The sequence below is a fragment of the Janthinobacterium sp. GW822-FHT07H11 genome, assembly GCF_058798615.1.
This window is the reverse complement of the sequence record NZ_CM179507.1, coordinates 6,081,020-6,107,040: the sequence shown is the minus strand read 5'-3', so window position 1 is coordinate 6,107,040 and position 26,021 is coordinate 6,081,020. Positions and strand designations below refer to the sequence as shown.

Genomic DNA, 26,021 nt, shown 5'->3' with positions numbered 1-26,021 from the left:
CAAGGTGGGTGTATGGCCGCAGTACAACTAAGCCTGAAGGGCAGGGCGCTACGCTTCCTGTCGATGCGCGAACATAGCCGCATGGAATTGCGGCGCAAGCTGCAGCGCCATGCGCAGGAAGGCGACGATGTGGAAGCCTTGCTCGACAGCCTGGAGCAGGCCAACTGGCTGTCGCAGGAGCGCTTTTCCGAGTCGCTGATCCATCGCCGCGCGGCCCGCTTCGGCAACAGCCGCATCATGGCGGAACTGCAAAGCCACGGCATCGGCGGCGAGGCGCTGCAGGAACTCAAGGCGGGCCTGGCCGAAGGCGAGGTTGCGCGCGCCTGCGAGGTATGGCGCCGCAAATTCGGGCAAGTGGCGCAGGATGCCGAACAGCGCAACAAGCAGATGCGCTTCATGCTGCAGCGCGGCTTTTCCCAGCGCGCCGTGCAGGTCGCGCTCAAGGGCCTGGAGCCAGAAGACGAGGCATAGCCGCCGCGCGGCCAGCCATGTTGGTATGACCGGCGTGGCCAGGATCAGTTATCCTGCTGTCAGGCTACTGCGCATCGTGCGCATCGCGGCCGTGACGACGGGGCACCTGATGAGCGATTGGCATGCCGGCTATACTGCCGAAACTTCGTATACCTACGGCTACTACACGGAACTCAATCCCTTGCGCAGCCAGTTGTTGATGCTGCATGCCGGCATCATGCCGCCCAAGGTCGGCACGGCATGCGAGCTGGGCTTTGGCCAGGGCATCAGCGTGAATATCCACGCCGCCGCAGCGACGACGCGCTGGTATGGCAATGATTTCAACCCGGCCCAGGCCGCGTTTGCGCAGGAGCTGGCCGATGCCGCGGGCAGCGGCGCGGTACTGTCGGACGAATCGTTCCAGGATTTTTGCGGCCGCAGCGACCTGCCTGATTTTGACTACATAGGCTTGCACGGCATCTGGAGCTGGATTTCGCCGGAAAACCAGCGGACCATCGTGAGCTTTCTTGGCCGCAAGCTCAAGCCCGGCGGTGTCCTGTATATCAGTTACAACACCGATGCCGGCTGGGCGGCCATGGCGCCGATACGGGCGCTGCTGCACCAGCATGGCCGCGTCATGAGCCTGCCCGGGCAGGATGTGCGCACGCGCGTCGCCAGCGCCCTGTCCTTTGTCCAGCGCATGATGGACACCACGCCACGCTACCTGCTGGCCAATCCGGCCAGCGCCGCCCGCCTGCAGCAGCTGGGGGAGCTCGATCCGAACTATCTGGCGCACGAGTACTTCAACAGCCACTGGCAAGCCGCCCCGTTTTCGGCCATCGCGCCGGTATTGGGCGAAGCCAAGCTCGAGTTCGCCGCCTCGGCCGCGTATCCCGATCACGTCGATCCCCTCAATCTGACACCCGAGCATCTCGCATTCCTGGCGCACATTCCCGATGCGACATTGCGTGAAGTCACGCGCGATTTCCTGGTCAACAGGCAATTTCGCCACGATTACTGGGTCAAGGGCGCGCGCCGCCTGCATGCCGTCGAGCAGGCGGCGGCCCTGCGCGCCGTGCGCATGCTGCTGGTGCTGCCGCGCGCCGCAGTGACGATGACGGTGGCTGGAAGCCTTGGCGAGGCAGCAATGGACGAGGACCTCTATGCGCCCGTGCTCGACGTCCTGGCCGACCATCGCATACACACCCTCGCCGAGCTGGAGCAGGGCGTGCAGGGCAAGGCCGTCACGCTGAGCGACTTGCTGCAAATTGTCCTGGTGCTGGCGCACAAGAATTGCATTTCACTTGTGCAAGATGACGCCACGATCGCGCTGGCGCGGCCGACAACGGATCGCTTGAACCGCCATTTGCTGCAGCAGGCGCTGGGCCGCACCGACCTGGCCGCGCTGGCCAGCCCCGTCACGGGAGGTGGCGTGGGTGTATTACATCTGCAACAGTTGTTCCTTCTGGCGCGCAGCCAGGGGCTGCGGACGCTGGAAGAGTGGGCGATGTTTGTATGGCAAGCTTTTCAGCCTTTGCAGCAGGGCATGGTGCGCAATGGCGTGGCGCTGGCGACACGCGAAGAGAATCTGGCGGAAATCGTCCAGCATGCCGAGCATTTCCGCAGCACCGGCTTGCCCATTCTGCAGGCATTGGGCATCGCGGATTAGGCGCGCCTGTCCCCTGGCTGCCGCCGTGGGACAGCGAGCGTGGCGTGCCGGCTGTTGCTCGTCGTGGCGCCGTGATTTTTATGATATCGATCATTCACGGATTGAATGACTTCCTCGAATGGCCCGCGTTATATTTATAATTTGAAATGTTTTTATCGAAGCAATGAAAAATTATGTTGCGGCGCAACCTGCGTCCAGTGTGCTACACTTTTAGGGTTTTTGCGGCGCCGCAGGTGCGGTTGCTGTTCGTAGAAGCTGCGAACGGCGTGCTTTATGCACATGGCTGCTTACTAAATTATGGCCGCGCAAGCGGCATCGGTCTTATGCCCCTGTCAACTCCCGTTTCCCGGCGCGCCCTACGGCACTCCCGCGTTATCGACGTCCAAGCGTATATGCGCGACGACGGCCTGTGGGATATTGACGCCCGTATCACCGATATCAAAAGCTATGACGCGACCCTGGCCTCCGGCCCCCGTCCCGCCGGCGCCCCCCTGCATGACCTCCATTTACGCATTACCGTCGATCGCGAACTGACCATCGTCGAGGCCGAAGCCGCCTCCGATGCCGTGCCTTATCCCGGTTTTTGCGATACCATCGGCCCCGCTTACAGGGCGCTGATCGGTCTGAATTTATTGAAGAATTTCCGCCGCGACTTGAAACAGCGCCTGGCGGGAATCGCTGGCTGTACCCATTTGACCGAACTGGCGCAAGTCTTGCCGACTGCGACGGTTCAGGCATTTGCCGGCGATGTCTGGTCGACCCGTGACGGTGCGAATGCTGACTTGTCGCATGAAAAGCCGTTTCAACTCGACAAATGCCACGCCCTGCGCACCGATGGCGGGGCGGTTGCACGGTATTACCCGCGCTGGGTAGCCAAAGCGTGACCCTGGCGCTGTTTTTCCTGTTTTTTTGCACCACTAACCGTATTTTTACAAATCAGTATCAGAAGGGAAGCCAGCATGAAAATCCATGAGTATCAAGCCAAAGAAATCCTCCGGCAGCACGGAGTGACGGTACCACGCGGTATTCCGTGCATGTCCGTCGAAGAAGCCGTCAAGGCTGCGGAAACCCTGGGCGGCCCGGTATGGGTCGTCAAGGCGCAGATCCACGCAGGTGGCCGCGGCAAGGGCGGCGGCGTGAAAGTGGCAAAATCGATCGAACAGGTCAAGGAATACGCCGACCAGATCATGGGCATGCAGCTGATCACGCACCAGACCAGCGCCGAAGGCCAGAAAGTCAACCGCCTGCTGGTGGAAGAAGGCGCCGACATCAAGCAAGAACTGTACGTTTCGCTGGTCACCGACCGCGTGACCCAGAAAATCGTCCTGATGGCGTCGTCCGAAGGCGGCATGGACATCGAAGAAGTGGCCGAGAGCCACCCTGAGAAGATCCACCACGTGACCATCGATCCGGGCGTTGGCCTGACCGATGCCCAGGCAGACGACATCGCCGCCAAGATCGGCGTGCCTGCCGGCTCCATCGCCGACGCCCGCGCCAACCTGCAAGGCCTGTACAAAGCCTACTGGGAAACCGACTGCTCGCTGGCCGAGATCAACCCGCTGATCGTCACCGGCAGCGGCAAGGTCATCGCCCTGGACGCCAAGTTCAACTTTGACCCGAACGCCCTGTTCCGTCATCCGGAAATCGTCGCCCTGCGCGACCTGGACGAAGAAGATCCAGCTGAAATCGAAGCGTCGAAATTCGACCTGGCCTACATCTCCCTCGACGGCAACATCGGTTGCCTGGTGAACGGCGCCGGCCTGGCCATGGCCACCATGGACACGATCAAGCTGTTCGGCGGCGAGCCAGCCAACTTCCTGGACGTCGGCGGCGGCGCCACGGCAGAAAAAGTGACCGAAGCGTTCAAGATCATGCTGAAAAACCCAGGCCTGAAAGCCATCCTGGTGAACATTTTCGGCGGCATCATGCGTTGCGACGTGATCGCCGAAGGCGTCATCGCCGCAGTGAAAGCCGTCTCGCTGAACGTACCGCTGGTGGTGCGCATGAAGGGCACCAACGAAGACCTGGGCAAAAAGATGCTGGCCGATTCCGGTCTGCCTATCATCGCAGCCGACACCATGGAAGATGCAGCCAAGAGCGTCGTTGCCGCTGCTGCCGGTCAAGCTTAATTAAGGAATCAACATGTCCATTCTGATCAATAAAGATACCAAAGTCGTTACCCAAGGGATCACCGGCAAGACCGGCCAGTTCCACACCCGCGGTTGCCGCGACTACGCGAACGGCAAAGCTGCCTTCGTGGCAGGCGTGAACCCGAAGAAAGCCGGCGAAGATTTCGAAGGCATTCCTATTTTCGCTAACGTGACCGAAGCGAAAAAAGAAACCGGCGCCAACGTTTCCGTGATCTACGTGCCGCCAGCAGGCGCGGCAGCGGCGATCTGGGAAGCTGTCGAAGCTGAAATGGATCTGGCCATTTGCATCACCGAAGGCATTCCTGTGCGTGACATGATGGCTTTGAAAGACCGCATGGCTAAAGCCAACAGCAAAACCCTGCTGCTGGGCCCTAACTGCCCAGGCCTGATCACGCCAGACGAAATCAAGATCGGCATCATGCCAGGTCACATCCACAAGAAGGGCCGTATCGGCGTCGTTTCCCGTTCGGGCACCCTGACCTATGAAGCAGTGGGTCAGCTGACCGCACTGGGCCTGGGCCAATCGTCGGCAGTCGGCATCGGCGGCGACCCGATCAACGGTCTGAAGCACATCGACATCATGAAGATGTTCAATGACGATCCGGATACGGACGCGGTCATCATGATCGGCGAAATCGGCGGTCCGGATGAAGCCAACGCGGCTTATTGGATCAAGGACAACATGAAAAAACCGGTCGTCGGCTTCATCGCTGGCGTGACGGCTCCTCCAGGCAAGCGCATGGGCCACGCGGGCGCGCTGATCTCGGGCGGTGCCGATACGGCGCAAGCCAAGCTGGAAATCATGGAAGCTTGCGGCATCACCGTGACCAAGAACCCGTCGGAAATGGCGCGTCTGCTGAAAGCCATGCTGTAATTTCAGCCCGGTATTGATGCAGGACAAAAAAGGAGCTTCGGCTCCTTTTTTTGTCCGCACGACACGGCGATTTCCGGACTGGGCCGACGGCGCCGGTCCGGACCTGCCCAAAAGTGTCGCTTTTCTTTCCACCTGTGCCGCCGCTGCCCGGGCGCGCCGCTGGCATGGCGCTTGCACCGTACCTGGCGTGAGCAAGGCACCATGGGAGAAGACGATGCGCGCGCAGAGCGGATTTACCCTGATAGAACTGATGATCGTGGTGGCCATCGCCGGCATCCTGGCGGCCGTGGCCATTCCCCAGTACGGCCACTATACGATGCGGGCCAAGGTCAGCAATATACTGGCCGCAGCCGCGGCGCTGAAGACGGCGGTCGCCCTGTGCGTGCAGGAAAACGGCGGCGAGGCGGCCGCCTGCAGCACGCCCACCGAGAGCGTACCCAGCGCCATCCCCGTATTCAACGCCACGCGCGAAGTGGCCAGCGCCAAGGTGGACAAGGGCACTATCGAGCTGACCCTGGCGAGCGACCTGGGCACGGGCGTGGGCGGCAAGATCGTGAAAATGGCGCTGCAGCAGGGCGGCAGCAGCCTGACCTGGTTTAACAGCACCACCGTGACGCAGCCGGCGGCGGTCGAGGCCATCCTGAAGAACAACCCTCCGCAGGCGCCAGCATTGTAAGTACCGCTTGCGGCGCCGGCGTCAGACGATCTTTTGCCGGTCCGCGATCAGCGCTTCATACGTCAGGTTCTGCAGCAGCGTATAGTGGGTCGGTTCGAGGTCGATGAATTGCACGCCATAGGTGTACACCTCGGCCGATGCGCCCGCATGGCCATTCGACGGCTTGCCCACGCTGACATTCTGGATGCGCGCCCGCGTATTGACGCGCATCTGGTGCCGGTTCGGCTGCACCAGCAGGGTAAAGCTGAGGGCCACGCCCTCGTCGTCGGGCGTGAGCATGCCGGGCGATTCGATCAGCGCGCCCGAGACGCTGAGGTTGACGATGAACACGGGCACGGCCGCCACGTCGCGGTAGCTCAGCTGCGCCGGTATCTCGACCTTGACACGCATCGCCGTGCGCAGGCTGGTGCCCTGGATGGCATCGGGAAAGCTCAGGTGGACGTAATGCAGGGGACGGCCGAAGACGCGCAGCACGCTGCATGCAAACGAACACACGGTGACGCCGGAAAACACGCGGATGGTCAGCTTGTCGCCCTCGTTGAGCACGATGGCAGCGCCATTTTCCAAGGGAATCTTGACGATCAAATACTCATCCTTGACATAGCCAATGACGGTCGAGAAATGCTGGATGGGCTTGATGGTGCGATGCGTGATGAACTGGATGCGTCCTCCCACCTGCAGATTCATCGCCTCGAATTCGAAATCCAGGAGCTTGTTTTCCGCGGCGGGCTTGTTGCTTGTCATGCGATGCTCATCTCAATATTGTTGAATAGCAGTATGCATGATTTCTTGATGAAAAAGCATTTGCATCAAGAAAATTGGGATTGGCAACAAAAAATGCTGGGCAGCGTGCCGATACGCGTTTCAAGCTTTACAATTGCGACAATATTGACGAATGAAAATCTTATGGCACGCAGCTATTTCTGGACGATGTTGTTATTGATCCTGCATCAGGTCGACGCGGCGTACTGGCGCGAATGGGAAATGTTCCATGTGCCTGGCGGCATACAGGGTTTCCTGGTGTTTAACCTGGCGGCGATTGCCCTGGTGCTGGTCGGTTACCGGCATGTATTGCTGGCCACCTCGCGGGCGCCCCTGTATGCGGGCCTGTGCGCCGCGCTGGGCATGGGAACATGTCTGATCCATGCCGGCTTTGCGCTGGCGGGGCTGGAACAATTCCACCTGCCCTTGTCGATCGCCATCATCGTGCTGTGCCTGGGCAGCGCCGTCTGGCTGCTGCGCGACGTGCGCCAGCTGGCGCGCCAGGCAGCATAGTTACAGCTCGGCGTGCCAATCGCCCGACTTGCCGCCATGCTTTTCCAGCACGCGCACGTTGGTCATGACCATGCCGCGGTCGACGGCCTTGCACATGTCGTAGATCGTCAACAGGCCGATCTGCACGGACGTGAGCGCTTCCATTTCCACGCCCGTCTTGCCCGTCGTGTCGACTTGGGCGCGGCAGTGCACGCTGTTGGCCGCTTCATCGACTTCAAAGTCGACGGTGACGCGCGTGATGGCGAGCGGGTGGCACAGGGGGATCAGGTCGCTGGTGCGCTTGGCGCCCATGATGGCGGCGATGCGCGCGATGCCCAGCACGTCGCCCTTCTTGGCATTGCCGGAAATAATCAATGCCAGGGTGGCCGGTTGCATGCGGATGGTGCCGGCGGCCACGGCGCTGCGGCGCGTGTCGTCCTTGCCGCCCACGTCGACCATATGGGCCTGGCCCGTGGCGTCGAAATGGGTCAGTTCCCCGGCCGGGGCTTGTTGGTCTGCTGTTGTCATGGCGTCAAAATAGGTAGGAAGTGAAGGAGCGGCAGGCCTGTTCTCCACGCCATGCCACAGGCATGGCGCATGGCGGTTGCGTGGGAAACGGCGCCGCTAACAAGGTATGATAGCACCCGTGAATTCAAAAACTACCCTTCCGCTCGCATTTGAAAACGCTGGCTTCGCATGGCCGCGCAAGCCCTGGCGCAGGGCCGCGCTGGCCGCGCTGTGCTTTGCTGCGCCCTGTGCGCTGGCGCAAACCTATACGTCGGCGCCGGCGGCACCGGCTGCCAGTCCTGCCGCCAAGTCGGCCGGCAGCTGGACGCCGCTGGCCGTGCCGCCTGCGCCGAATCTGCCGAACCTGGGCGATACGTCGCGCGAAGACCTGTCGCCGGCGATGGAGCGCAAGATCGGCGAGGAAATCATGCGCGGCTTGCGCGGCGACCGCGACTATCTCGACGACGCGCCCCTGCTGGAATACCTGAATACCTTCGGCAACGCCCTCGTGGCGGCGCGCCCCAGCGTGCGCGGCGAAACGAACTACGATTACTTCTTCTTTGCCGTGCGCGATCCCCAGTTGAACGCGTTCGCCCTGCCTGGCGGCTTCATCGCCGTGCACTCGGCCCTGCTGCTGGCCGCGCAAACGGAAGCCGAACTGGCGTCCGTGCTGTCGCATGAAATCGGCCACGTGGCGCAGCGCCATATCGCGCGCATGCTGGGCCAGCAGCGTCAGGATGCCTTGATGCCGCTGGCCGCCATGCTGCTGGCGGCGCTCGCTTCCCGGGCCGGCGGCGACGTGGCCATGGGCGTGTTTGCCGCCGGCCAGGGCCTGGCCATCCAGCGCCAGCTCAATTTCGGCCGCGACGCCGAACGCGAGGCCGACCGCATCGGCTTCCAGATCATGGGCGAGGCCGGCTTCGACACCACCGGCATGGTGGCCTTCTTCGGCCGCATGCAGGCGGCCAGCCGTTCCTACAGCGACCTGATGCCCGCCTATCTGCAGACCCACCCGCTGACGACGGAGCGCATCGCCGACATCCAGGCGCGCATCCGCGAGCAGCCGTACAAGCAGCGCCCGGACAGCCTGAATTTCCACCTGGCCCGCGCCCGCGCCCGCGTGCTGCAGGATGAAAGCGTGCAGGGCCTGTTGAACGCGAAAGCCGTCTTCCAGACGCAGCTGGAACAGCAAAGCCGATTCCAGGTGACGGCCGCCCATTACGGCCTGTCTTTTGTTGCAGTCAAGCAGGGCAAGCCGGCCGAGGCACAGGCCGAGCTCGACGCGGCGAACGCGGCCCTGCACAAGCCGGCAGGAGCGAATGTGTTTACCTCGGGCGGCACGCAGGGGCCGAACTCCCTGCTGGCGGCGATGGCGCTGGAAGTGCTGCTGATGCCGGAGCAAAAGCCGGAAGTGGCGCCGCAGGCGCTGGCGGCGGCCGATGCGGCGCGCCAGCAATTCCCCCTGTCGCGCGGCATTGCCCGCCAGTATGCGGAAGCGTTGATCGCGGACAAGAAGCTCGACCAGGCGACGCGCTACCTGCGCGACCAGGTGCAGCTCTACAAGGAAGAGCCGGAACTGTACGATTTACTGGCAAAAGCCTATGCGGACCTGGGCAAGATGACCTTGCAGCATATCGCGCTGGCCGAATCGTATGTGCTGCAGGGCGCCACCATGGCCGCGCTGGACCAGTTGACGATCGCCCGCAAGTCGACGGACGCGACCTTTTACGACCAGGCCGTCATCGATGCGCGCGAGCGCGAACTGCAGGAAAAACGCCGCGAACAGATCAAGGACCAGAAAGGCTGACGCCTATTCGGCTTGCGGCACCGGCTGGAAGCCGAAGGTTTGCGGCACGGCGTCGTAGCGTAGCGCTTGCACGGCAATCTCTGTGCCGTCATGCAATAGGGTCAGCTTGCCCCGGCGCTCTTCCAGCCATGCCAGCAAGGCCTCGTCGCCGGCAAGCTGGCCATCGAGGCGCAGCGACGCCAGCACCTGCGCCATGTCGCGGTCATCCACCTGCGCCACGATATGATCGTTGCGCAGGATCAAGGCGCCGTTGTCGCACAGCCAGGCGGCATCGATGGCTGCCAGCGGCACGCCCGTCTGCAACACAAAACCGTGCTGCGGGTCGCTGCGGGCGATGTAGGGCGTCGCTTCCAGGTTCACATACACGCGCTGCGGGCCATTCTGGAAAAACCAGCAGCCACGTTCGTCCTGGGCGTAATTGCGGTTGATAAAGCTCAACAGGGCTGCATGGACGATTTTTTCGCCAGGCAATTTCAGTTGTTGCGCGCGCTGGTCGCGCATGCGCCAGTGGCCGCGCGCATCCAGGCCCAGCCAGCCGTAGCAGTGGGGCACGTTTGGCCATTTGGCCAGGGCTTGCTTGACGAGATCATCCATGTATAGCATTTTCCGTGTGAGTGCGCGCAGCGCCAGCGTGACAGCTTTACGGCGCGGACGGCGCCATGTTGCCGTTTTCAAAGAAGGAGAGCAGCCGTTGCGGCAGCCAATTCAAGCTGCCCGGTAACTTGCCAGCGGCAAAGCCGACATGGCCGCCGTGGCGCGGATACTCGAGCGTGACCGCCGGGGCAGCGCTGCACGGCAGGTAGCGCCCGGGCAGGAAGGGGTCGTTCCGCGCATTCAGCACCAGGGTCGGCACGGTGATGTCCGGCAAGACGTGCTTGGCGCTGGCGCGGTGCCAGTAATCGTCGGCATCGCGGTAGCCGTGCAGCGGCGCCGTGACGACATTGTCGAAGGCGTGCAGGTCGCGCGCGGCCAGCATGGCCTCGCGCGCGAACAGGCCGGGAAACTGTTCCAGCTTGGCCAGGCATTTGGGTTTCAGGGTGTTCAGGAACATGCGCGTGTACAGGCGGTTGGAGCCGCACGACAAGGCCTTGCCGCCTTGCGCCAGATCAAGGGGGGCCGATACGGCCGCGGCCGCATCGACGATCTCCGCCTGCTGCTGCGACTGGCCCAGCCAGCACAGCAGGGCGTTGCCGCCCAGCGACACGCCCGCCGCGTAAAACTTGCCCGTGGCGCGCGGGCGCAGTGTGCGCACGACCCAGTCCACTTCCTGCGCGTCGCCCGAATGGTAAAAGCGCGGGGCCAGGTTGGCTTCGCCCGAGCAGCCGCGAAAATGCGGCACGGCGCCGGACCAGCCGCGCGCGGCCACCTCGGCCATCAGGGCGCGCGCGTAATGGCTGTTCGACGAGCCTTCCAGCCCGTGGAACAGCACCACGAAGGGCTGGCCCGGCTGGCCGTCGACCAGGTCGACATCGACGAAGTCGCCGTCGGGCGCCTGCCAGCGCTCGCGGCGGAAGGCCACGGCCGGCTTGGCGAGGCACACTGCCGGATAAATCGTCTGCGCGTGGCCGCCAGGCAGCCACAGCGGTGCGGTGTAGGAAAGAGACAAGGACATCAGTGCAGGATCTGCGCTCCCGTGGCGTCGGCCGGCGCGCCGCCGGGGGCGACGGAGGCGTGGTGCAGCACGATGCGCCAGCCGCGCGGCGTTTTGACGTACACGTTCGTCGCCAGCAGATGCGCCGGACCGCCTTCTTCCTGGGTCACGCCTTCGATGACCGTGTGCACTGAACTCATCAGGTTGTGCGTTTCATGCAGCTGCGCCGGCACGATGTGCAGGCCGCCGGCCGTCAAAATGCTTTCCCACGAGGCGCGGATGGCGGCATGGCCGATCAGGCGCGCGCCACCCGGGTGGATGCAGACGATTTCTTCATCGTCGGCCCACAGCGCCATCAGCGCTTCGAGGTCGGCGCGGTGCAAGGCATCGTAGAACGCCGCTTCGACTTCGGCGGCGCTGCCATTGAGTTCTTTCAGACGTTTCATGACGACTCCGGGCTGGTGCAAATAAAAACGGCGCGCTGGGGGCGCGCCGCTGGGCAGTTTAATGATGGCCGGCGCTGGCGCCTTCCTTCAGGGTATACGCCGTGCCGCAGTACGGGCACTTGGCGATACCGTCTTTGTTGAATTCCAGAAACACGCGCGGATGCGACGACCACAGCGGCATGGCCGGGTTAGGGCAGTGGGCTGGCAAGTCTTTACCGTCGAGTTCGACCGCTGGCTGGGTGGTTTTTGTCATCTTGTCATGCTCCGTGAGGCTGTATGGAAGGAAGTCGGCTGCTGCCAAAAGTACGATTTTAACGGATTCAGGCAGACAGCAAAAATCATGGCTAAAATGGCGGCTCGATCATCTGCGGCTGCGGCGCGTTATTTTTGCGGAAATATGGCAGCTGCAGCGCCACACTGACTGGATTCGCCTTGCCGGTATCACCGTTGCCGCCCTTGTCGCCATGCACCATTGTTGTGCAGTTACCACACTCCGCCTTCCGGAGCCTCGCGTGAGCGCCGTGCTGGCCGACAAGGACGATGCCCTGCTGAAAGACGCCTGGCGCGCCGGCCTGAACCTGGGCGCGCCCACCTTGCTGGGCATCGCCGCCTGGGGCATGGTGGTGGGCGTGGCCATGGTGAAAAGCGGGCTGACGGTGGCGCAGGCGGGGGCGATGACCCTGTTTGTCTTTGCCGGCTCGGCCCAGCTCGCGTCCCTGCCGCTGCTGGCCGCGCAGGCGCCCGTGTGGGTGATCTTCGCCACGGCGCTCGTCGTCAATTTGCGCTTTGTGATCTTTTCCGTGCTGCTGGCGCCCCATTTCGCGCATCTGCCGTGGCGCCAGCGCTTTGCGCTCGGCTATGTGGCCGGCGACATCACCGTCGGCCTGTTCCTGCAGCGTTACCCCCATGAAACGCCGGACCCGGCCAAGCTGCCTTTCCTCAAGGGCCTGATCTACCCGAACTGGCTGGCCTGGCAGATCGGTTCCTTCATCGGCATCGTGCTGGGCGCGGTGGTGCCGGCCGAATGGGGGCTGGGCTTTGCGGGCACCCTGGCCATCCTGTGCGTGACGATACCGCTGATACTCGGGCGTGCCGCCCTGTGCGGCGTGCTGGTGGCCGGCACGGTGGCCGTGCTGGCGTTCGGCCTGCCGTACAAGCTGGGCTTGCTGGTGGCCGTGCTGGCCGGAATGCTGTCGGCCATGGCCGTGGAAGAATTGACCGACAAATGGAGCAAGCGCCATGTTTGACGGCATAGACTGGGGCCGGGCCGACGCGTGGCTCGCCATCGCCGTGCTGGTGGTGGCCACGGCCGCCACGCGCAGCACCTTCTGGCTGGTCGGCCATCACATCAGCATTCCGCGCCGGGTCAACGAGATGCTGCGCTTTGCGCCGGCCTGCGCGCTGGCCGCCATCATCGCGCCCGATATATTGATGGAGGGGCAGCATGTGTACCTGGAGTTATCGAATTTGAAACTCTTGGCGGGTGTTGCTGCTACGATCTTTTTCGTGATCCGCCGCAATATGTTGCAAACCATCGTGTTCGGCATGCTGGTTTTCACGGGATTGCGACTGTTGCACGTTTTTCAGTAAAGCAGGACAAATCGGGGATTTGGTCTGGTCATTGCGGTAAAATAGCGCACTTCCTTCCACTCGTCATCTGGATCGCCATGTCAGCTGTTCTCAACTTCATCCGTCTGCAAGATTTGATCGCCCACAATGCACTGCAAGGCAAGCGCGTGTTTATCCGCGCCGACCTGAACGTCCCGCAAGATGACAGTGGCAAGATCACCGAAGATACGCGCATCCGCGCCTCGGTGCCGGCCATCCGCGCCGCCCTCGACGCTGGCGCCGCCGTCATGGTGACGTCGCACCTGGGCCGTCCGACGGAAGGCGAGTTCAAGCCGGCCGACAGCCTGGCGCCCGTGGCGGCCCGCCTGTCCGAGCTGCTGGGCCAGGAAGTTGCACTGAAACAAGACTGGGTCGATGGCGCCGGCCTGGAAACCCTGGCCCCAGGCCAGGTGGTCTTGCTGGAAAACGTGCGCGTCAACAAGGGCGAAAAGAAAAACAGCGATGAGCTGGCGCAAAAAATGGCGAAATTGTGCGATATCTACGTCAATGACGCGTTCGGCACGGCTCACCGCGCCGAGGCGTCCACGCACGGCATCGCCAAGTTCGCCCCCGTCGCCTGCGCCGGCCCGCTGCTGGCCGCCGAACTCGATGCACTGGGCAAAGCCTTGCACGCTCCGGCCCGTCCGCTGCTGGCCATCGTCGCCGGTTCGAAAGTATCGAGCAAGCTGACCATCCTGAAAGCCCTGTCCGACAAGGTCGACAACCTGATCGTCGGCGGCGGCATCGCCAACACCTTCATGAAGGCCGTCGGCTTGAATGTCGGCAAGTCGCTGGTGGAAGCGGAACTCGTCGAGGAAGCCCGTGCCATCATCGAGATCATGGCCAAGCGCGGCGCGCAAGTGCCGATTCCCGTCGACGTCGTGTGCGCCAAGGAGTTCTCGCCCACGGCCGCCGCCACCGTCAAGGACGTGGCTGACGTGGCGGACGATGACATGATCCTCGATATCGGCCCGAAAACGGCCGCCCTGCTGGCCGGCCAGATCGCCGCCGCCGGCACCATCGTGTGGAACGGCCCGGTAGGCGTGTTCGAATTCGACCAGTTCGGCAACGGCACCAAGACCCTGGCCCTGGCCATTGCCGAGTCGAAGGCATTCTCGATCGCTGGCGGTGGCGATACCCTGGCGGCGATTGCAAAATACGCTATTACCGATAAAATCAGCTATATCTCGACGGGTGGCGGCGCTTTCCTGGAGTTTTTGGAAGGCAAGACTTTGCCAGCGGTAGAGATTCTGATGCAACGCGCAGGCTAAGAACACCTGATTAAACCTACTGCGCGTCATGATTTGCGGCCTCCGATGCTCACTGTGCATGCGCACAGCTCCGCGTCTCGGCCACAACTCATTGCCGCTCGCTACGGTTTTCTCAGATGTTCGAGACTGTGGAATGATGAATAGACCAAGCGCAGCCTGACCGCTGCGCTTTTACCTTGCCGGATGCAGCATCGAGCCGGCCTTGATCACCTTCGCTCGCGCACAAGGATTCCTATGCCACGTGGTACAAAAATCGTAGCAACAATCGGCCCCGCCTCCACCGACTTCGATATCCTGGTCAAAATGATACGTGCGGGCGTCGACGTGGTGCGCTTGAATTTTTCCCACGGCAAGGCGCAAGACCATATCGACCGCGCCGCGCTGGTGCGCCTGGCGGCGCTTGAATGCGGCCGCGAAGTGGCCATCATGGCCGACATGCAGGGTCCGAAGATTCGCGTCGGCAAGTTTGAAAACACGCGCATCGAGCTCGAGGCGGGCGAGCGCTTCATCCTCGACGCCAAGTGGGGCGAAAACGGCGAGCTGGGCAACCAGGAACGGGTCGGCCTCGACTACAAGGCCCTGCCGCGCGACCTGCACAAGGGCGACGTGCTGCTGCTGAACGACGGCCTTATCGTGCTGATCGTCGAGCGCATCCATGGCAGCGAAATCCACACCACCGTCAAGATCGGCGGCGAGTTGTCGAACAACAAGGGCATCAACCGCCAGGGCGGCGGCCTGTCCGCGCCCGCGCTGACGGCCAAGGATATGGAAGATATCAAGACGGCCATGAGTTTCCAGGCCGACTATCTGGCGATTTCTTTCCCGAAATGCGCGACCGACATGGAAATGGCGCGCCAGCTGGCCAATATCGCGGGCGAACCCTACCACCACAAGCCGATGATGATCGCCAAGATCGAGCGCGCGGAAGCCATTCCTGCCTTGCAGGAGATTTTGGATGCCTCGGACGGCATCATGGTGGCGCGCGGCGACCTGGCAGTCGAGGTGGGCAACGCGGCCGTGCCGGCCTTGCAGAAGCGCATGATCAAGATGGCGCGCGCGTCGAATAAACTTGCCATTACGGCAACGCAGATGATGGAATCGATGATCGTCAACGCCGTGCCCACGCGCGCGGAAGTGTCCGACGTGGCCAATGCCGTGCTCGATGGCACGGATGCCGTGATGACGTCGGCCGAGACGGCTTCGGGCAAGTACCCGATCGAGACGGTGGAAATGATGGCCGCCATCTGCGTCGAAGCGGAACAGTCCGAATATAACAAGCTCGATGCCGACTTCCTCAACGTCACGTTTACCCGCATCGACCAGTCGATCGCGTATGGCGCGCTGTTCACGGCCCATCACCTGCGCGTGAAAGCCATCGTGGCCCTGACGGAATCCGGTTCCACCGCCTTGTGGATGAGCCGCCACAGCATCGACACGCCGATCTACGCATTGACGCCCAGTGTCACCACCTTGCGCAAGGCCGCGCTGTACCGCAACGTTCGGGCGTATCATCTGATGCAGAACGCCCCCAGCGCGCAAGTGCTGAAGCAGGCGGAAGATTTGCTGGTGGCGCAGGGCATCGTGCGCAAGGGCGACATGATCGTCGTCACCTGGGGCGAGCCGATGGGGCAGGTGGGCGGTACCAACGCCCTGAAAATTGTCACGGTCGGCGAGTTCGAGTAAGGACGCCCAAAAACCGCCCAGGGCGTTGTTGCATTGCCTCGTCGTGCCAGTCGTACTGCCTTCGGCAACGCGCCTGGCCCTGAGCAGTTTGTTGGACGTTCTAGCTTAGTTGAAAGAATTCAGGCGCCGCCGCGGTCATGAACCGCGAAGCGCCGCAACGGTTTCTATTGTTATCTGGAGTATTACCATGTCTCTCGTATCCATGCGTCAACTGCTGGACCATGCTGCCGAAAACGGTTATGGCATTCCTGCTTTCAACGTCAACAACCTGGAACAAGTGCAAGCCATCATGGCTGCCGCCGACGCGCTCAACAGCCCGGTGATCATGCAGGCCTCGGCCGGCGCGCGCAAGTACGCCGGTGAAGCCTTCCTGCGCCACCTGATCGACGCCGCCGTCGAAGCGTATCCGCACATTCCCGTCGTCATGCACCAGGATCACGGCCAGTCGCCGGCCGTCTGCATGGCCGCCATCCGCTCGGGTTTTACTTCCGTGATGATGGACGGTTCGCTGGAAGCGGATGGCAAGTCGGTCGCTTCCTACGAATACAACGTGGAAGTGTCGCGTGAAGTGGTGAAATTCTCGCACGCCATCGGCGTGACGGTGGAAGCGGAACTGGGCGTGCTCGGTTCGCTGGAAACCATGAAGGGCGACAAGGAAGACGGCCACGGCGCCGACGGCACCATGACGCGCGAACAACTGCTGACGGACGTGGCGCAAGCGGCCGACTTCGTGCAGCGCACCCAGTGCGACGCCCTGGCGATCGCCATCGGCACCTCGCACGGCGCCTATAAATTCACGCGCAAGCCGACGGGCGACATCCTGGCCATCGACCGCATCAAGGAAATCCACGCGCGCATCCCGAACACCCACCTGGTGATGCACGGTTCCTCGTCGGTGCCGCAGGAATTGCTGGCCATCATCCGCGAATTCGGCGGCGACATGAAGGAAACCTATGGCGTGCCAGTCGAAGAAATCCAGGAAGGCATCCGTCACGGCGTGCGCAAGATCAATATCGACACCGACATCCGCCTGGCGATGACGGCCGCGATCCGCAAATACCTGTTTGAAAACCCGTCGAAATTCGACCCGCGCGACTACCTGAAGCCGGCCCGTCTTGCTGCAGAACAAATCGTGCGCGCCCGCATGCAGGCATTCGGCTGCGAAGGCCAGGCGTCGAAGATCAAGGTCATCACCATGGAAAAAATGGCCGAGCGCTACAAGGCCGGCGAGCTGGCGCAAATTGTGAAGTAAAATTCTGTCTGGAACGGGCCGGAAGCCGCATCTCCGTGCCCGATTTTCTCGACCGGCGGGCGCCTTCCCTGCCTGCCGGTTTCGTTTCATCCAACTATTCCCCCCGCTATGAACAGCCTCTATCAGACTTCCATCCACTCCCTGCCATTGCTGGGCCACGGCAAGGTCCGCGACAACTACGCCGTCGGCGACGACAAGATCCTGATCGTCACCACGGACCGCCTGTCGGCCTTCGATGTCGTCATGAACGAGCCTATCCCCGGCAAGGGCAAGGTCCTCAACCAGATGAGCGACTTCTGGTTCGAGAAACTCGGCCACATCGTGCCGAACCACCTGACCGGCGTGGCGCCGGAATCCGTGGTGGCGCCCGAGGAAGTGGAGCAAGTGCAAGGCCGCGCCGTCGTGGCCAAGCGCTTGAAACCCATCATGGTCGAGGCGGTCGTGCGCGGCTACATCATCGGTTCGGGCTGGAAAGACTATCAAGATACAGGCAGCATCTGCGGCATCACGTTGCCAGCGGGCCTGCAACAGGCGGAAAAACTGCCGGAACCGATCTTCACCCCGGCGGCCAAGGCCGAGCTGGGCGAGCATGACGAAAACATCAGCTTTGCGGAAATGGAAGAGCGCCTCGGCGCCGACCTGGCCGCCAAGATGCGCGACGTCGCCATTGCCCTGTACAAGACGGCCGCCGAATACGCGGCCACGCGCGGCATCATCATCGCCGACACCAAGTTTGAATTCGGCCTGGACGACAACGGCGTCATGCACCTGATGGATGAAGTGCTGACGGCCGACTCGTCGCGCTTCTGGCCCGCCGATTCCTACCAGCCAGGCATCTCGCCGCCGTCGTTCGACAAGCAATTCGTGCGCGACTACCTGGAAACATTAACCTGGGGCAAGACCGCACCGGCGCCCGCGCTGCCGGCCGACGTCATCGAAAAAACCCAGGCCAAGTACTTCGAAGCCATCGAACGCCTGACCGGCGAGAAGCTGAAGGCCTGAGATGAGCGAACAGAATAAGCCGCTGGTCGGCGTCATCATGGGGTCGTCCTCGGACTGGGACGTGATGCAGAACGCAGTTGCCATCTTGAAACAGTTTGGCGTGCCGTATGAGGCGCAAGTCATTTCCGCGCACCGCATGCCCGATGAAATGTATGCGTACGCGAAAAGCGCGCGCGCGCGCGGCTTGCGCGCCATCATCGCCGGCGCCGGCGGCGCCGCCCACCTGCCCGGCATGGTGGCGGCGATGACCATCGTGCCCGTGCTGGGCGTGCCCGTGCCGTCGAAATACCTGCGCGGCGAGGATTCCATGCTGTCCATCCTGCAAATGCCCAAGGGCGTGCCGGTGGCCACCTTCGCCATCGGCGAAGCGGGCGCGGCGAATGCGGCACTGACGGCCGTGGCCATGCTTGCCGCCAACGACGACACCCTGGCCGAGCAGCTCGAAGCTTTCCGTACCACGCAAACGGCCGCCGCCAAGGCCATGGTCTTGCCTGAATAATGTGTTTGAAAAATAATGAATAGTAAATCGACTTCCCCCTTGCTGCCCGCCGCCAACCCTCCGGCGTGGCTGGGCGTGATGGGCGGCGGCCAGCTCGGCCGCATGTTTGCCCAGGCCGCCCAGAGCATGGGCTATCAGGTGGCCGTACTGGAACCGTCCGATGCCTGCCCTGCGGGGCAGGTGGCGCAGCGCCTGGTGAATGCCGGCTACGGCGATGCGGCCGGTCTCGACGCCCTGGCCGCGCAATGCCTGGCCGTCACCACCGAATTCGAAAACGTGCCGGCCGACAGCCTGTCGCGCCTGGCCGAACGCGTGTTTGTCGCCCCCAACGCCCACGGCGTATCGGTGGCGCAAGACCGCATCGCGGAAAAGCGGTTCTTTGTTGCTTGCGCCGCGAAATCCGGCGTGCTGCCGGCGCCGCACATGGTGATTGCCACGCAGCAGGATATCGACGGCATCGCCGACGACTTGCTGCCGGGTATCTTGAAAACCGTGCGCATGGGCTATGACGGCAAGGGCCAGTACCGCGTGCGCACGCGCGACGACGTGCGCGCCGCGTTCGCGGAAATGGGCGAAGTTACTTGCCTGTTGGAAAAGATGCTGCCGCTGGCCTATGAAGTGTCCGTGCTGACGGCGCGCGGCGTGGACGGCGCATCGGTCGTGTATCCGATCGCCGAAAACGTGCACCGCGACGGCGTCTTGTTTACCACCACGGTACCGGGTCCGAACGTGTCGGACGACTGCGCCGCCAGGGCGCAGCGGGCGGCGCAAGCCATGGTCGCCGAACTCGGCTATGTTGGCGTGCTGTGCATCGAATTTTTCGTGCTCACCGACGGCAGCCTGGTGGTCAATGAAATGGCGCCGCGTCCGCACAACAGCGGCCACTACACGATGGACGCCTGCGTCACCAGCCAGTTCGCGCAGCAGGTGCGGGCCATGGCGCGCCTGCCGCTGGGCGAGGTGCGCCAGCATTCGCCGGCCGTGATGCTCAATATCCTCGGCGACGCCTGGTTTGCCGACGGCAGCGATGCCGCCTGCGAACCGGCCTGGGACCGCATCCTGGCCCTGCCGGGCGCCTGTCTGCACCTGTACGGCAAGGACGATCCGCGCCGTGGCCGCAAGATGGGCCATTTGACCTTCATCGCGGCCAGCTTGCCGGAGGCGCAGCAGCGCCTGCGCGACGCTTGCCTGATCCTGGGAATCGCGCCGTGACCCTGCCCGCACACGACTTGGCGGCAGCGGCCGCCGTGCTGGAAGCGGGCGGCCTCGTCGCTTTCCCGACGGAAACGGTGTATGGCCTGGGCGCCGATGCGGAAAACCCGGCGGCCGTGGCGCGCATCTATGAAGCCAAGGGCCGTCCCTCGGACCACCCCGTGATCGTGCACGTGGCGCCCGGCGCCGACCTGGCGCACTGGTCCGACGACATCCCCGAGGAAGCGCAGCAGCTGGTGGCCGCCTTCTGGCCCGGTCCGCTGACCCTGATCGTCAGGCGCGCCGCGCATATTCCCGACGCCGTCTCCGGCGGCCAGGATACGGTGGGTTTGCGTTGCCCCTCGCACCCGGTGGCTATCGCATTGCTACGCGCCTTCAAGGGCGGCAAGGGCGGCCTGGCGGCGCCGTCGGCGAACAAATTCGGCAACGTCAGCCCCACCACGGCGCAGCACGTGCGCGATGAATTCGACGCGGAACTGGGCAGCGGCTTGCTGGGCTGTGTCCTCGATGGCGGGCAGAGCGATGTCGGCATCGAGTCGACCATCGTCGACCTGTCGCGCCTGGCCACGCACGGCCCCGTGCTGCTGCGTCCGGGCCACATCAGCGGCGAACAGATCGCCGCCGTCATCGGGCGCGCACCGGCCGTGGCCGACGCGGCCGCGCCGCGCGCCTCGGGCACGCTGGAATCGCACTACGCGCCGCACACGCCTGTTGCGATGCAGCACAGCGACGACGTGCGCGCCACCTTGAACCGCCTGCTCAATGACGGGCGCCGCGTGGCCCTGATCCATTACTCGGACATGCCGCCGGCCAGCGCCAGCGTGCGCCTGGCCGCCGACCCGCACAGCTACGCACATGCGCTGTACGCCTCGCTGCGCACGATGGACCAGGTCGGCGCCGAGCTGATACTCGTCGAAGCACCGCCCACCGGTCCCGAATGGCTGGGCATCAATGACCGTTTGCGGCGTGCCGCCTTCGGCTCGACTGGCATCCTGCAGCAGTTTCTATCCGCATAATCAAAAGCCCCGCAAGGGGCTTTTTCTTGATGCAGCGCAATAGAGATGCTTGCCACAAAATACAATTCTTCCTCCATAATCGGCTATCGTCGAGGCGAATATGGCTGCTTCCACGCTGTTGTAATACGGCCGATTTTTTATCCGTAATTTCTATACAAGCCCCAGCAACGATGGCATATTAGTTAGGTAGCGAATAGCACGCCCGTTCGTTTAGAAACCAAAAAAAGACCCGAGGAGACAAAATGCATCAAACCAAATTCGCGCTTGCCGTGCTGACTGCGGCTGTCCTGGCCGGTTGCGGCGGCTCCAGCGGCGGCGATCAAACCCTGAAAGTCAAGTACTCGGCGCAGGTGTCGTTCGGCGACAGCCTGTCCGATGTCGGCTCGTATGCGGTCGGCACGGTGCTGGCGAAAGGTGGCGGCAAGTTCACCATCAATGGCGACAATACCAAGATCAATCCTGAACTGACGGGCAAGAACTGGACCGAACACCTGGCCGCGCAATTCGGCTTGCCGGCCCCGTGCGCCGCCGAGACGGGCCTGGAAGGCCAGTTATCGCTGGGCTTTTTCGTGCCGCGCGTCAAGCATGCCGGCTGCTACGGCTATGCCATGGGCGGCTCGCGCGTGACCAATCCTGTGGGACCGAACAACAAGGCGACAGGCAGCGTGCTGGGCGCGCTGACCGTGCCTGTGGCGGTACAAATTCAGAATCACCTGGCCGCCACCGGTGGCAAGTTCAGCGGCACGGAAGCCGTCTTCGTGATGGCGGGCGGTAACGACGTGCTGTACCAGCTGGGCGTCTTGCAGGCCGGCGCGACGGAAGCCGGCAAGAAGGCGGGTGCGGAAGCGGGCGCACAAGCCTTTGCCACGAACCTGGCGCTGGCCCTGGCGGCCGGCGCGACCAATCCCGCCACGGCAGCGGCTTCCATCGGCGCCGCCATCAAGACGGCCAGCGCGGCGCCTGGCGCCACCTCGACGACCATCGTCGGGGCCGCCGTGCAAGCGGCCATGATTGCCGGCAATGTGAATGCCCCAACCCTGGCCCCTGCGTTGGCCGCCAAGGCGCAAGCCGATGCGACGGTGACGGGCAACGCTGCCGGCGCCAAGGCCGGTGCCGATTACGCTGCGGCCCAGGGACCGTTGCTGATTGCCGCCATGAAACAAGCGGGTAGCGAACTGGTGACACTGGTCAAGGACCAGATCATCGCCAAGGGCGCCAACTATGTCATCGTCAACAATCTGCCGGACGTGGCCGGCACGCCGTCGGGCCTGGGCAAGGATGCCAATACCAAGGCGCTCATCAATGCCATGGTCAGCACCTTCAATGGGGAACTGAGCGGCGGCCTGAACGGCAACGCGAAAGTCTTGCTGGTCGACGTATTCGCCGTCAGCCATGACCAGGGCGCCAATCCCGGCCCATATGGTTTGAGCAATGTCAGCGAGCCGGCGTGCGACCTGACGTCAGAGAAAAACATCCTGGGTAGCTCGCTGGTGTGCAATGGCACGAACCTGAAGGCCGGCGACGTCAGCCATTACTCGTATGCCGATGATGTGCATCCTACGCCGTTCAACAACCTGTTGCTGGCCCGCTATGTGGCCAAGGACATGGTCGTGCGGGGCTGGCTGTAAGCGATGGCGCGCCGGCGGCGCCACGTGGGCGTAGCTGGCGCAGGCAGCGACAAGACTCGATAGCGGAACGATCCGCACATACTGAATCAGGAGACGAGATGAAAAAACATTTGAATACCGCCGTGCGCCTACTGGCCGCAGCTGCCGCGATGACTGTGGCGACGGGCGCTTCGGCGCAAAGCGCAGGCACCTGGATGGCCAAGGTCGGCATCAACAAGATCACGCCGCACGTGGACAGCGGCGACCTTTCCGCGCCAGCCTTGCCCAACACCAAGGCCGACGTCAAGGCGGATACCAAGCCCATCCTGACCTTTGCCTACATGATCACGGACAATATTTCCGCTGAAATGATCCTGGGCGTGCCGTACAAGCATGATTTGATCGGCGATGGCTCCATCAAGGGCACGGGCAAGCTGGGTACGGCGGAAGCCTTGCCGCCGACGGCCTTCATCCAGTACCGTTTCTTCCAGCCCAATGCCATGATCCGCCCCTACGTGGGCGCGGGCTTGACGTATGCTTATTTTCAGAAGGAAACTGGTTCAGGCCAGATGACGGCCTTGCTCGATCCGGGTGGCAAGCCGGTCACCTACCGCATGGACAACAAGCTGGCAGGCAGCCTGGTGGTCGGCAGCACCTTGTCCATCAACGAGCGCTGGTTTGCCGACGTGGCCGTGGTCAAGACCTTCCTGAAGACCAGGGCGAAATTCTCGACGGGGCAGACGCAGGACATCAAGCTCGACCCGCTCGCCGTGAGTGTCAGCATCGGGTATAAATTTACCCTGTAAAACAAAAAATCCGCCTCGGCGGATTTTTTTTTCGTCCCGCTCAGGCAGGCGGGGTATTGAACTTGCCGTTATGGAAGATCAGCGGCGGCTGCGCGGCAAACGCGCATTGCTCGACTTCGCCCACGAAGATCACATGGTCGCCTTCCGGATAGCGGCTGCGGTTATGGCATTCGAACCAGGCGGACGCGCCTTTCAGGATGGGCTGGCCCGTGCGCGACAGTTCATACTCGACGCCCTCGAAGGGATTGGGCGTGCGGCGCGAAAAGCGCGTCGCCAGTTCCGCCTGGTCGGCGCCCAGCACATTGATGACGTAGTGGGAATTGCCGCTGAAGATGGGCATGCTGTTGGCCACGGAGCCCAGGCTCCACAGCACCAGCGGCGGCGACAGCGAGACGGAATTGAAGGAACTGGCCGTGAGGCCGCGGAAACTGCCGTCGGCCAGGCGCGTGGTAATCACGGTCACGCCGGTGGCAAACTGTGACAGTGCTTGACGGAAATGCGTCGTATCGAATTCTTGCGCTGGCGCGCGGGGAGAGCGTGTGTTCATGGGAGACCTGTCTATTTGCTGCCATTATGCCAAAAATCGGCCAGGCCAGCGCAATCGTGGCCCGCAGGCCCCAATGTGGTGCAGCGGCGCTCCGCCTGGCCAGCGGCACTGCAGGCCATGCCGCTTTGCGTTACAGTGGTGGAAGAGGCAAGATTTTCCGCTTCGCCAGGGCGGGAACGCTTGCGCCATGCGGTCGATATTTTGCGGGAGTACATCATGAATGGACAGACGGAAGTCGCAGTGCTCGGCGGCGGCTGTTTTTGGTGCCTGGAAGCCGTGTACCGGGAAGTGCGGGGCGTGACGCGTGTCGAGTCCGGTTATTCGGGCGGCGGCGTGCCGTCGCCCACGTATGAGCAGATCTGCACGGGCGACACGGGCCACGCGGAAGTGGTGCGCCTGGAATTCGATCCGGCCGTCATCAGCTATCACGACTTGCTGGAAATGTTCTTTACGCTGCACGATCCCACCACCCTGAACCGGCAAGGCAACGATGTCGGCACGCAATATCGTTCCGTCATCTATTACCAGTCGGCCGAACAGGAAACAGTGGCGCGCAAGGTGCTGGCCGAGATGGCCGGCGTGTGGGATGCGCCCATCGTCACGGAACTGGCGCCGGCCCAGCCGTATTATGCGGCCGAGGATTACCACCAGCATTACTTCGAACAGCATCCGCTGCAGGGCTATTGCGCCTTCGTGGTGGCGCCCAAGGTGGAGAAGTTCCGCGCCATGTATGCGGCGCGCCTGAAGTGAGGCAATCCCCGGCGCTGCGCGCGCCTGTCAGGCCGTGAGCACGGGCGCGGGCCTGGCGTCCTGCGCGTACATGTAGTGGCGCGACCACGGCAGGACGGAAGAACGCCGTCCGGCCTTGACGCAGACGATCTGGTACAGGCTGATCAGGTCTTGCTCGAAGGCATAGGCGCAGCCGGCCAGGTAGACGTGCCAGATGCGGAAGCGCCGCTCGCCCGCCAGCGGCCGTATCAGCTCGGCGTTGGCTTCGAAATTTTCCGTCCACAGGGCGCACGTGCGCGCATAGTGGCGGCGCAGGTTTTCCACGTCCAGCACTTCCAGTCCCCCTTGCTGCATGGTTTTCAGCACATTGCCGATGTGCGCCAGCTCGCCGTGCGGAAACACGTATTTTTCGATGAATTCCCCGCCGCCATACGGTGTTTCGCCATTCTCCGGGTCGGTGGACGTGATGCCGTGGTTCATCGCCATGCCCTCGGGCGCCAGCAGCTTGTGGATGATGGAAAAGTACTCGGGCAAGTGCTTCAAGCCCACGTGCTCGAACATGCCCACGCTGGTGATGCGGTCGAACTGGCCCGTCACGTCGCGGTAGTCTTGCAGGCGGATGTCGATCAGGTGCGCCAGGCCGGCCGCCGCCACGCGCTCGCGCGCCAGCGCATACTGGTTTTCCGACAGGGTCACGCCCACGCAGCGGACGCCATATTGCTGTGCGGCACGGATGACGAGCGCGCCCCAGCCGCAGCCGATGTCGAGCAGGGTCTGGCCCGGCTGCAGCTGGATTTTCTTCAGGATATGGTCGATCTTCTTGAGCTGCGCCTGCGCCAGGGTTTCATCGCCGCGTTCGAAATAGGCGCAGGAATACACGAGGGCGGGGTCGAGGAATTGCTCGTAAAAGGCATTCGACACGTCGTAATGGTAGCGGATGGCCTCGGCATCCTTGCTCTTGTCGTGCGTAAAACTGCGGACGATGCGCGCCAGCTTGCCTTCCGGCTTCAAGGTGTTACGGGCCAGGGCATTGCAGATGGAAATCATGTCCATCGCCGTGCCCTGGACTTCGATATTGCCTTCCACATAAGCCGAGCCCAGGTTGGCCAGCGAGGGGTTCAGCAGATAGCGGGCCGAAGCGACCGTCGGCAGGCGGATGGTGACACGCGGCGTTTCGCTGGACAGGTCGACATGCTGGCCGTTCCACAATTCTATGCGCAGCGGCAAGGCGGCCTTGCTGCGCATGCCGGCGATCCAGGACTTGAGTTGGTTTTGTACAAACAAAATGGCCTCCAATACAGCGGCCGCCGTGGCGACCGCAAATTGAGAAACAATGTCATTTAGTAACTTCTAACCCCATAGCCT

The 26,021-nt window shown here is 62.9% G+C and carries 29 protein-coding genes; 20 read left to right on the top strand and 9 right to left on the bottom strand.

The window, feature by feature from the left end:
• Positions 1–12 precede the first annotated feature (12 nt).
• The 6 genes from recX to AC3RCJ_RS26995 all read left to right on the top strand — a co-directional run bounded on the left by recX (position 13) and on the right by AC3RCJ_RS26995 (position 5,819).
• Positions 13–471 (top strand): recombination regulator RecX, encoded by a 459-nt coding sequence (gene recX / locus AC3RCJ_RS27020; protein WP_492964073.1) that lies wholly within the window; start codon positions 13–15, stop codon positions 469–471.
• Positions 472–496: 25 nt separating this feature from the next.
• Entirely contained in the window at positions 497–2,119 is a 1,623-nt protein-coding gene (locus tag AC3RCJ_RS27015; protein WP_492964072.1) for a methyltransferase regulatory domain-containing protein, read from the top strand.
• 323 nt (positions 2,120–2,442) lie between these two features.
• Positions 2,443–3,003, top strand: coding sequence for a DUF2889 domain-containing protein (locus tag AC3RCJ_RS27010; RefSeq protein WP_492964078.1), 561 nt, complete (start codon positions 2,443–2,445; stop codon positions 3,001–3,003).
• Between the two features lie 75 nt (positions 3,004–3,078).
• Positions 3,079–4,248 (top strand): ADP-forming succinate--CoA ligase subunit beta, encoded by a 1,170-nt coding sequence (gene sucC, locus AC3RCJ_RS27005; RefSeq protein WP_492964071.1) that lies wholly within the window; start codon positions 3,079–3,081, stop codon positions 4,246–4,248.
• Between the two features lie 13 nt (positions 4,249–4,261).
• On the top strand, positions 4,262–5,143 hold the full coding sequence (sucD, locus tag AC3RCJ_RS27000; protein ID WP_034746085.1) for a succinate--CoA ligase subunit alpha: 882 nt from the start codon (positions 4,262–4,264) through the stop codon (positions 5,141–5,143).
• A 214-nt stretch (positions 5,144–5,357) separates the two neighbouring features.
• Positions 5,358–5,819 (top strand): pilin, encoded by a 462-nt coding sequence (locus AC3RCJ_RS26995; protein ID WP_492964070.1) that lies wholly within the window; start codon positions 5,358–5,360, stop codon positions 5,817–5,819.
• A gap of 21 nt (positions 5,820–5,840) precedes the next feature.
• On the opposite strand, the gene AC3RCJ_RS26990 is transcribed toward AC3RCJ_RS26995, so the two are convergent.
• Positions 5,841–6,563: a flagellar brake protein gene (locus AC3RCJ_RS26990; protein ID WP_492964069.1), complete on the bottom strand. Its 723-nt coding sequence runs from the start codon at positions 6,561–6,563 to the stop codon at positions 5,841–5,843.
• 162 nt (positions 6,564–6,725) lie between these two features.
• Here AC3RCJ_RS26990 and AC3RCJ_RS26985 point away from each other — a divergent pair, with 162 nt between their 5' ends.
• Positions 6,726–7,094 (top strand): DUF6713 family protein, encoded by a 369-nt coding sequence (locus tag AC3RCJ_RS26985; protein WP_492964068.1) that lies wholly within the window; start codon positions 6,726–6,728, stop codon positions 7,092–7,094.
• Here the strand turns inward: AC3RCJ_RS26985 and moaC are convergent, their stop codons facing one another.
• Positions 7,095–7,601, bottom strand: coding sequence for a cyclic pyranopterin monophosphate synthase MoaC (gene moaC / locus AC3RCJ_RS26980; RefSeq protein ID WP_492964067.1), 507 nt, complete (start codon positions 7,599–7,601; stop codon positions 7,095–7,097). It abuts the gene before it with no gap.
• A 199-nt stretch (positions 7,602–7,800) separates the two neighbouring features.
• Between moaC and AC3RCJ_RS26975 the strand changes: the two genes are divergently transcribed.
• The gene (locus AC3RCJ_RS26975) at positions 7,801–9,387 is read left to right on the top strand and encodes a M48 family metallopeptidase (protein ID WP_492964077.1); all 1,587 of its coding nucleotides are present in this window, start codon (positions 7,801–7,803) and stop codon (positions 9,385–9,387) included.
• Positions 9,388–9,390: 3 nt separating this feature from the next.
• Here AC3RCJ_RS26975 and AC3RCJ_RS26970 read toward each other — a convergent pair whose 3' ends face one another.
• From AC3RCJ_RS26970 to AC3RCJ_RS26950, 5 genes are all read right to left on the bottom strand, one after another.
• The gene (locus tag AC3RCJ_RS26970; RefSeq protein ID WP_492964066.1) at positions 9,391–9,981 is read right to left on the bottom strand and encodes a DUF2946 family protein; all 591 of its coding nucleotides are present in this window, start codon (positions 9,979–9,981) and stop codon (positions 9,391–9,393) included.
• 46 nt (positions 9,982–10,027) lie between these two features.
• Positions 10,028–10,999 carry a YheT family hydrolase gene (locus tag AC3RCJ_RS26965; protein WP_492964065.1) on the bottom strand — a complete coding sequence of 324 codons (972 nt, stop codon included), beginning with the start codon at positions 10,997–10,999 and terminating at the stop codon, positions 10,028–10,030.
• Complete coding sequence (locus tag AC3RCJ_RS26960; RefSeq protein WP_332862116.1) at positions 10,999–11,424, bottom strand: YybH family protein; 426 nt, start codon at positions 11,422–11,424, stop codon at positions 10,999–11,001. Before AC3RCJ_RS26960 ends, AC3RCJ_RS26965 begins: the two co-directional genes overlap by 1 nt.
• 58 nt (positions 11,425–11,482) lie before the next feature.
• Positions 11,483–11,677 (bottom strand): zinc-finger domain-containing protein, encoded by a 195-nt coding sequence (locus AC3RCJ_RS26955; RefSeq protein ID WP_070220739.1) that lies wholly within the window; start codon positions 11,675–11,677, stop codon positions 11,483–11,485.
• Between the two features lie 91 nt (positions 11,678–11,768).
• Positions 11,769–11,897, bottom strand: a complete 129-nt coding sequence (locus AC3RCJ_RS26950) for a hypothetical protein (protein ID WP_492965258.1) — start codon at positions 11,895–11,897, stop codon at positions 11,769–11,771.
• A 39-nt stretch (positions 11,898–11,936) separates the two neighbouring features.
• Between AC3RCJ_RS26950 and AC3RCJ_RS26945 the strand changes: the two genes are divergently transcribed.
• The 11 genes from AC3RCJ_RS26945 to AC3RCJ_RS26895 all read left to right on the top strand — a co-directional run bounded on the left by AC3RCJ_RS26945 (position 11,937) and on the right by AC3RCJ_RS26895 (position 23,380).
• Complete coding sequence (locus AC3RCJ_RS26945) at positions 11,937–12,671, top strand: AzlC family ABC transporter permease (protein WP_492964064.1); 735 nt, start codon at positions 11,937–11,939, stop codon at positions 12,669–12,671.
• Positions 12,664–13,014, top strand: coding sequence for an AzlD domain-containing protein (locus tag AC3RCJ_RS26940; RefSeq protein ID WP_492964063.1), 351 nt, complete (start codon positions 12,664–12,666; stop codon positions 13,012–13,014). The genes AC3RCJ_RS26945 and AC3RCJ_RS26940 overlap by 8 nt, the downstream gene beginning before the upstream one ends.
• A gap of 77 nt (positions 13,015–13,091) precedes the next feature.
• Positions 13,092–14,303 (top strand): phosphoglycerate kinase, encoded by a 1,212-nt coding sequence (locus tag AC3RCJ_RS26935; protein WP_492964062.1) that lies wholly within the window; start codon positions 13,092–13,094, stop codon positions 14,301–14,303.
• A 234-nt stretch (positions 14,304–14,537) separates the two neighbouring features.
• Positions 14,538–15,986: a pyruvate kinase gene (gene pyk / locus AC3RCJ_RS26930; RefSeq protein ID WP_492964061.1), complete on the top strand. Its 1,449-nt coding sequence runs from the start codon at positions 14,538–14,540 to the stop codon at positions 15,984–15,986.
• A 187-nt stretch (positions 15,987–16,173) separates the two neighbouring features.
• A complete protein-coding gene (gene fba, locus AC3RCJ_RS26925) occupies positions 16,174–17,238 on the top strand; it encodes a class II fructose-bisphosphate aldolase (protein WP_492964060.1) in 1,065 nt (354 codons plus the stop codon).
• A 108-nt stretch (positions 17,239–17,346) separates the two neighbouring features.
• On the top strand, positions 17,347–18,240 hold the full coding sequence (locus AC3RCJ_RS26920) for a phosphoribosylaminoimidazolesuccinocarboxamide synthase (protein ID WP_492964059.1): 894 nt from the start codon (positions 17,347–17,349) through the stop codon (positions 18,238–18,240).
• Between the two features lies 1 nt (position 18,241).
• Positions 18,242–18,739 (top strand): 5-(carboxyamino)imidazole ribonucleotide mutase, encoded by a 498-nt coding sequence (purE, locus tag AC3RCJ_RS26915; protein WP_492964058.1) that lies wholly within the window; start codon positions 18,242–18,244, stop codon positions 18,737–18,739.
• A gap of 15 nt (positions 18,740–18,754) precedes the next feature.
• Complete coding sequence (locus AC3RCJ_RS26910) at positions 18,755–19,951, top strand: 5-(carboxyamino)imidazole ribonucleotide synthase (RefSeq protein ID WP_492964057.1); 1,197 nt, start codon at positions 18,755–18,757, stop codon at positions 19,949–19,951.
• On the top strand, positions 19,948–20,967 hold the full coding sequence (locus tag AC3RCJ_RS26905; RefSeq protein WP_492964056.1) for an L-threonylcarbamoyladenylate synthase: 1,020 nt from the start codon (positions 19,948–19,950) through the stop codon (positions 20,965–20,967). The genes AC3RCJ_RS26910 and AC3RCJ_RS26905 overlap by 4 nt, the downstream gene beginning before the upstream one ends.
• 242 nt (positions 20,968–21,209) lie before the next feature.
• Positions 21,210–22,595, top strand: coding sequence for an SGNH/GDSL hydrolase family protein (locus tag AC3RCJ_RS26900; protein ID WP_492964055.1), 1,386 nt, complete (start codon positions 21,210–21,212; stop codon positions 22,593–22,595).
• Positions 22,596–22,693: 98 nt separating this feature from the next.
• The gene (locus tag AC3RCJ_RS26895) at positions 22,694–23,380 is read left to right on the top strand and encodes an OmpW/AlkL family protein (RefSeq protein WP_492964054.1); all 687 of its coding nucleotides are present in this window, start codon (positions 22,694–22,696) and stop codon (positions 23,378–23,380) included.
• Positions 23,381–23,420: 40 nt separating this feature from the next.
• Here AC3RCJ_RS26895 and AC3RCJ_RS26890 read toward each other — a convergent pair whose 3' ends face one another.
• A complete protein-coding gene (locus AC3RCJ_RS26890) occupies positions 23,421–23,927 on the bottom strand; it encodes a flavin reductase family protein (protein WP_492964053.1) in 507 nt (168 codons plus the stop codon).
• Positions 23,928–24,143: 216 nt separating this feature from the next.
• Between AC3RCJ_RS26890 and msrA the strand changes: the two genes are divergently transcribed.
• A complete protein-coding gene (gene msrA / locus AC3RCJ_RS26885; protein ID WP_492964052.1) occupies positions 24,144–24,677 on the top strand; it encodes a peptide-methionine (S)-S-oxide reductase MsrA in 534 nt (177 codons plus the stop codon).
• A gap of 27 nt (positions 24,678–24,704) precedes the next feature.
• On the opposite strand, the gene AC3RCJ_RS26880 is transcribed toward msrA, so the two are convergent.
• Positions 24,705–25,940: a class I SAM-dependent methyltransferase gene (locus AC3RCJ_RS26880; RefSeq protein WP_492964051.1), complete on the bottom strand. Its 1,236-nt coding sequence runs from the start codon at positions 25,938–25,940 to the stop codon at positions 24,705–24,707.
• Between the last annotated feature and the right edge of the window lie 81 nt (positions 25,941–26,021).